We start from the raw sequence: 4824 nt of genomic DNA, 5'->3' as shown, positions 1-4824 counted from the left end.
TGCCATCCTCGCCCAACACCGCGTCGATCAGCGTGCGACGGCGCTGCGCGATCGGGGCGATGCGGATGCGGCTTTCGGTGCCGACATGCTCGGCGGTCAGGATCATCGCCGGCGTCGGCACGGGCGCGCCATCCGGCGTTTGCGTGCACGAACCGGGGTCGATCGTCGCGCGCCCCTCCACCAGCCCGCGCCCCCGCCCGATCGACAGCCGCGGGAACTCCGCCTGCATCGTCAGGTCACAGGCAAAGCCAAGCCCCGGCAGGATCGCAGTCAGCAACGCGCCATCGGCCGATCCGCTCACCCGGTCCAGCCGGATGCGGCCCGGCGACAACAGCGCCTGTCCGCCCAGATCGGTATCCTCGCCATTCGCGCGCCAGTCGGCCGCGAAGCCGAAGGATGTGAGCGAGCGCAGCGGCGCCCAGTCCCATTTGACGATGCTCCCGCCCGCCACGCCGACTTCGCCCGACCAGAGCGTGCCCGCGACGCCCGTGCGCCAGGGACGGTTCTTGATGAAAACGCTGGCGGGCATGGTCGCGACCATCGCCACCACATAGGCGGCTATCCCAAGGCTGCCGAAAGCGATAAGACGCCTGCGTGCCCCATTATTCGCATCCGGGAGACGCGCCGATGAACCGGCGGGCCGCGTTAGCATTTCTGCGATCGTCCCTCGTCGCAGGAGCGTCTGCATCCTTTGCTTCCCCCTTGCTGGCGGCGGCCAGGGCCGACAAGCGGCCGGTCGCGTTGCTGATCCCGCGCAGCGGACCGCGCGCGGCATTGGGCGTTAGCATGGAGCGCGCGGCGATGCTCGCCGAAAACACGCCGGGCCGGCTGATGGTGCTCGATACCGGGGGCACCGCGGCCGGCGCGCAGGCCGCCGCGATGCAGGCGATGAAGCGCAAGGTGGCGATGATCCTCGGCCCGCTGCTTGCGGAAGAAGTCGGGCCGGTCACGGCGGTCGCGGCGGGGCAGGTGCCCGTCATCGCCTTTTCCAACGATCCGGGCGTGCGGGCCAGCGGCGCGTTCACCATGGGCATCACCGCCACGCAGGTGACGGGCGCGATGCTGCGCTATGCCCGGTCACGCGGGGTCCGCCGGGTTGCGGTGGTCGGTGACGGCTCGCGCTGGGCAACGGCATCGGCGATCGCGGCGGAAGGATTACAGGGCGAGTTGAACCTTGACGTGCGGCGCATCGACGTGGCCGCTGGCCAGCCGCTGCCCGCCGCGGGGGAAGCGCCCGATGCGGTGATGATCCCCGGCGGCGGCGAGCCGATGCTGGCGGCCGCGCGCAATCTGAAGGAAACGGGTATTCAGTTGCTCGGCACCATGCAGGCGCTCGATCACCGGCCCGCCAGCCTGGAAGTGCTCGACGGCGCCTGGCTGGCCAGTCCCGATCCGGCGGCGTTCGCGACTTTTTCCGCCGCCTATCAGTCGCGCATGGGCGGCGATGCCGGGATTATCGCCGCGCTGGCCTATGACGCGGCGGCCATCACCCGCACATTGCGCGAAAAGGATGCGCTGAACCGCGCCGGCCTGCTGGCCGAACCGGGGTTCGAGGTCGCGACCGGCCCGTTGCGGTTCCGCGAGGACGGCAGCGTCGCGCGCGACATGGCGATCGTGGTCGCCGGTCCCGAAGGCTATGCCAAGGTGGCGATGAGCCGGGGCGCCTGACCATGACCGGCACGGGTCCGGCGATGCCGGACGGGTCGCCCGCCGACGCCAACCCGCACGGCGCGCAGGGGGGCTTCACCCTGATCGAACTGATGATCTCGCTGGGCCTGTTCGCGCTGATCGCGGTGGCGGGGCTGGCGCTGGTCGACTCGGTGCTGGGGGTGCAGACGCGCACCGCCGCACGGCTGGATGAACAGGGCGCATTGGCGCGCGCCGTCTATGTCCTGACCAGCGATGTCGACCAGATTGCGCGCGGGCGCGTGGTGTCGAATGGGCAGGAGCTGATCTTTACCCGCGCCGCGCCAGGACTGGGTGGCGCGCCGGTCGAGATTCGCTGGATGCGCTCGGGCGATGCGCTGGTGCGGATGGTCGACGGGCGGACGCAGACGGCAGTGACAGGCGTCACCGGGGTTTCCGCGCGGTTCTGGGACGGGGGATGGCAGCCCGGCTGGCCGCCCAGCGCCGAGCGTGGGGAGGACTGGCCGCGCGCGGTCGAACTGACCGTCGCGCTGGGGCCGCGCGGCAATGTCCGGCGCGTGATTGCGCTCCCCACCCGGCCGGAGGCGGGGTCATGACGCGCCCGGCGGCGCCCCCCGGCGAGGAGGGGTTGATCCTCATCAACGTGCTGCTGTTCGTGGCGATCGCCAGCGGGCTGGTGCTGCTGATGGTCAATCGCGAGGAACTGGCGCTCGACGGCGCGCTTCGCCAGCGCGAAGCTGCTCGCGCGGCGGCGATCGTGCGGGGTGGCGAATTGTCCGCGCTGACCGCGCTGCGCCGCGATGCCGACGAAGCGCCGGAGACCGATCATGTGGCAGAGGACTGGGCGGGTATCGCCGACCGCGATATCGCCATCGACGGCGGCACGTTCGACCTGACCGTCGCCGATGCCGAAGGGCGATTCAACATCAACAATGTCCGCACCGGCGAAGCATCGGCGGTTATCCTGTTCGAGATGATCGCGCGCGACGCGGGCCTGGACAATGAACAGATACTGCAGGCGATCGGCTATGTGCGCGGCGCCGGACCCGTGACCGACCTGCGCCCGATCCGACTGGCCGGTCTGGCGCCCGCGGTCGCCGACCGGCTGGCAACGATGGTCACGGCGCTGCCCGGCCCGACACCGATCAACCTGAACGCCGCCGGTCGCGAACTGTTGACGCTGATGCTGCGCGATCCTGTCGCGGTCGAACGATTGCTGGCGATCCGCGAGCGACAGGGGTTTCTGACGCCGGAGGATCTGGCGGCGGAAAACCTGTCGATGCCGCCCGGCACGCGCTTTCGTTCCGACCATTTCTGGGTCCGCACGCGCGCCACGATCGGTGGCACCGCGCAACAGGGCGCCGCGCTGATCGAGCGGCGCGAACTGGAGGACGGTTCGCGCGAAACCATTGTCGTCGAACGCTGGCGCAATGCCGGCATCCCGCCCGACGTGCCGGACTTTCCGCCGGCGGCGTAGCACGCTAACCCGGCGGTCATGGCCCGTTCGATGACCTATGGCGACTATCTGGCGCTCGGCACCCTGCTGGATGCCCAGCGCCCGATTTCGGATCATCCCGACGAACCACTGTTCATCGCGATGCACCAGACCCAGGAATTGTGGATGAAGCAGGCCATCCACGAGCTGGAACAGGCGCTGGCGCTGATCCGCGCCGACCGGCTGGCAGAGGTGTACAAGGTGTTGGCGCGGGTCAGCCGCATCCAGTCGGTGATGACCGCGTCATGGGACGTGCTGACGACCATGACCGCGATCGACTATACCCGGTTTCGCGACGTGCTGGGCACCAGTTCGGGCTTTCAGTCCGACCAGTTCCGCACGATCGAGGTGATGATGGGCTTTCGGGGCGGCCCGCGTCACGGGCCGATGACGCACGCCGCCGCCGCCAAGCCCAGCCTGTGGGACGAAGCGAACGCCGCGCTGGCCCGCGCGGGCCTGCCCGTGCCGAACGCCGCATTGGCGCGCGACTGGGCCGCGCCCTATGTCCCCGATCCGGGCGTGGAGGCGGCGTGGACCAGCGTCTATCGCGACGAACGCCGCTGGTGGTCGCTGTATCAGCTTGCCGAAAAGCTGGTCGACCTGGACGAATCCTTTGCGTCGTGGCGGCACAAGCACGTGCTGACCGTCAGCCGCATCATTGGCCATAAACGCGGCACCGGCGGCACGGGGGTCCATTATCTCGAATCGACCCTGCCCTTGCGCGCCTTTCCCGAACTCTGGTCGTTGAGGACGTTGCTGTGACAAGCTGGAAGCACCTGTTTCAGCGCGCGCTGGCCGCCGCGCCCGACCGGCTGCACATGGCCGCGCACAGCCATCATCTGTGGCCCGATGCGAGCTGGCTGGGCCAACAGGCCGCGTGGGAGGATGCCGCCCGGCTGGCTGATACCAAGTGGCGCCGGGTGATGGAGGAAATGTGGCCCGCCGCGCAGGCGCATGTCGCGCGCGAACTGGACTTGAGCGCGCCGGAGACGGTCTGCTTTTCGGGCAACACGCACGACTTCCTGATCCGCATCGCTTCCGCCGTCGACCGGCGGCCGATCCGCATCCTGGCCACCGAAGGCGAGTTTCACAGCTTTACGCGACAGGTCGCGCGCTGGGTCGAGGCGGGGGAGGCCGTGCTGGAGACGGTGCCGTGCGATGAGGATCTGGAATCGCGCATGGTCGAACGCGCGCGGTCGGGCGAACATGACCTGATCGTCATCAGCCATGTCGCCTTCGGCACCGGCCGCGTCTTTGCCGCGCTGGATCAGGTGGCGGCGGTCGCGCGGGTAGAGGGGCCGTGGGTGCTGGTCGACGGCTATCATGGTTTCATGGCGGTCGAGACCGACCTGTCGGCGATTGCCGATCGGGTGTTCTACACCGCCGGCGGCTATAAATATGCAATGTCGGGGGAGGGGGTCGGCCTGCTCCACGCACCGCGCGGCTTCGCGCCGCGCCCGGTGCTGACCGGCTGGTATGCGGCGTTCGACGATCTGGACGCACCGCCGGGTGGCGTCGGATATGCGCCCGACGCCCGCCGCTTCCTGGGCGCGACGTTCGATCCTTCGGGCCTGTATCGTTTCGTCGCGGTGCGCGACATGCTGGCGCGGGAGGGGCTGTCAACGGCGGTGATATCGGCGCATGTGGCCGGCTTGCGGGCACGATTGATCGAGGGGCTGGAC

General features: G+C 69.4%; 6 protein-coding genes. 5 read left to right on the top strand and 1 reads right to left on the bottom strand.

Features of this window, described 5'->3' with window-relative positions; all coding sequences use genetic code 11:
• Positions 1-541, bottom strand: a 541-nt coding sequence (locus tag VL973_RS06495) for a hypothetical protein (RefSeq protein WP_325283215.1), incomplete at its 3' end; no start/stop codon positions are given.
• A gap of 86 nt (positions 542-627) precedes the next feature.
• On the opposite strand from VL973_RS06495, the gene VL973_RS06490 reads away from it, so the two are divergent.
• The 5 genes from VL973_RS06490 to VL973_RS06470 form a co-directional block, all read left to right on the top strand.
• Positions 628-1668 (top strand): ABC transporter substrate-binding protein, encoded by a 1041-nt coding sequence (locus tag VL973_RS06490; RefSeq protein WP_325283214.1) that lies wholly within the window; start codon positions 628-630, stop codon positions 1666-1668.
• Between the two features lie 2 nt (positions 1669-1670).
• Positions 1671-2243 (top strand): type II secretion system protein GspJ, encoded by a 573-nt coding sequence (locus VL973_RS06485; protein ID WP_325283213.1) that lies wholly within the window; start codon positions 1671-1673, stop codon positions 2241-2243.
• Positions 2240-3124, top strand: coding sequence for a type II secretion system minor pseudopilin (locus VL973_RS06480; RefSeq protein WP_325283212.1), 885 nt, complete (start codon positions 2240-2242; stop codon positions 3122-3124). The genes VL973_RS06485 and VL973_RS06480 overlap by 4 nt, the downstream gene beginning before the upstream one ends.
• A gap of 18 nt (positions 3125-3142) precedes the next feature.
• A complete protein-coding gene (locus VL973_RS06475) occupies positions 3143-3904 on the top strand; it encodes a tryptophan 2,3-dioxygenase (RefSeq protein WP_325283211.1) in 762 nt (253 codons plus the stop codon).
• Positions 3901-4824: aminotransferase class V-fold PLP-dependent enzyme (locus tag VL973_RS06470; protein WP_325283210.1), on the top strand; the 924-nt coding region annotated here is incomplete at its 3' end. The genes VL973_RS06475 and VL973_RS06470, both read left to right, overlap by 4 nt.

The sequence above is a fragment of the Sphingomonas sp. genome, assembly GCF_035490575.1.
Lineage (GTDB): Bacteria > Pseudomonadota > Alphaproteobacteria > Sphingomonadales > Sphingomonadaceae > Sphingomonas.
This window is presented reverse-complemented; position numbering and strand designations above follow the sequence as displayed.

Bases quoted from the DNA above. Each gene is read 5' to 3' on its own strand.
- VL973_RS06490 (WP_325283214.1), top strand. From the start codon at position 628: ATGAACCGGCGGGCCGCGTTAGCATTTCTGCGATCGTCCCTCGTCGCA.
- VL973_RS06485 (WP_325283213.1), top strand. From the start codon at position 1,671: ATGACCGGCACGGGTCCGGCGATGCCGGACGGGTCGCCCGCCGACGCC.
- VL973_RS06480 (WP_325283212.1), top strand. From the start codon at position 2,240: ATGACGCGCCCGGCGGCGCCCCCCGGCGAGGAGGGGTTGATCCTCATC.
- VL973_RS06475 (WP_325283211.1), top strand. From the start codon at position 3,143: ATGGCCCGTTCGATGACCTATGGCGACTATCTGGCGCTCGGCACCCTG.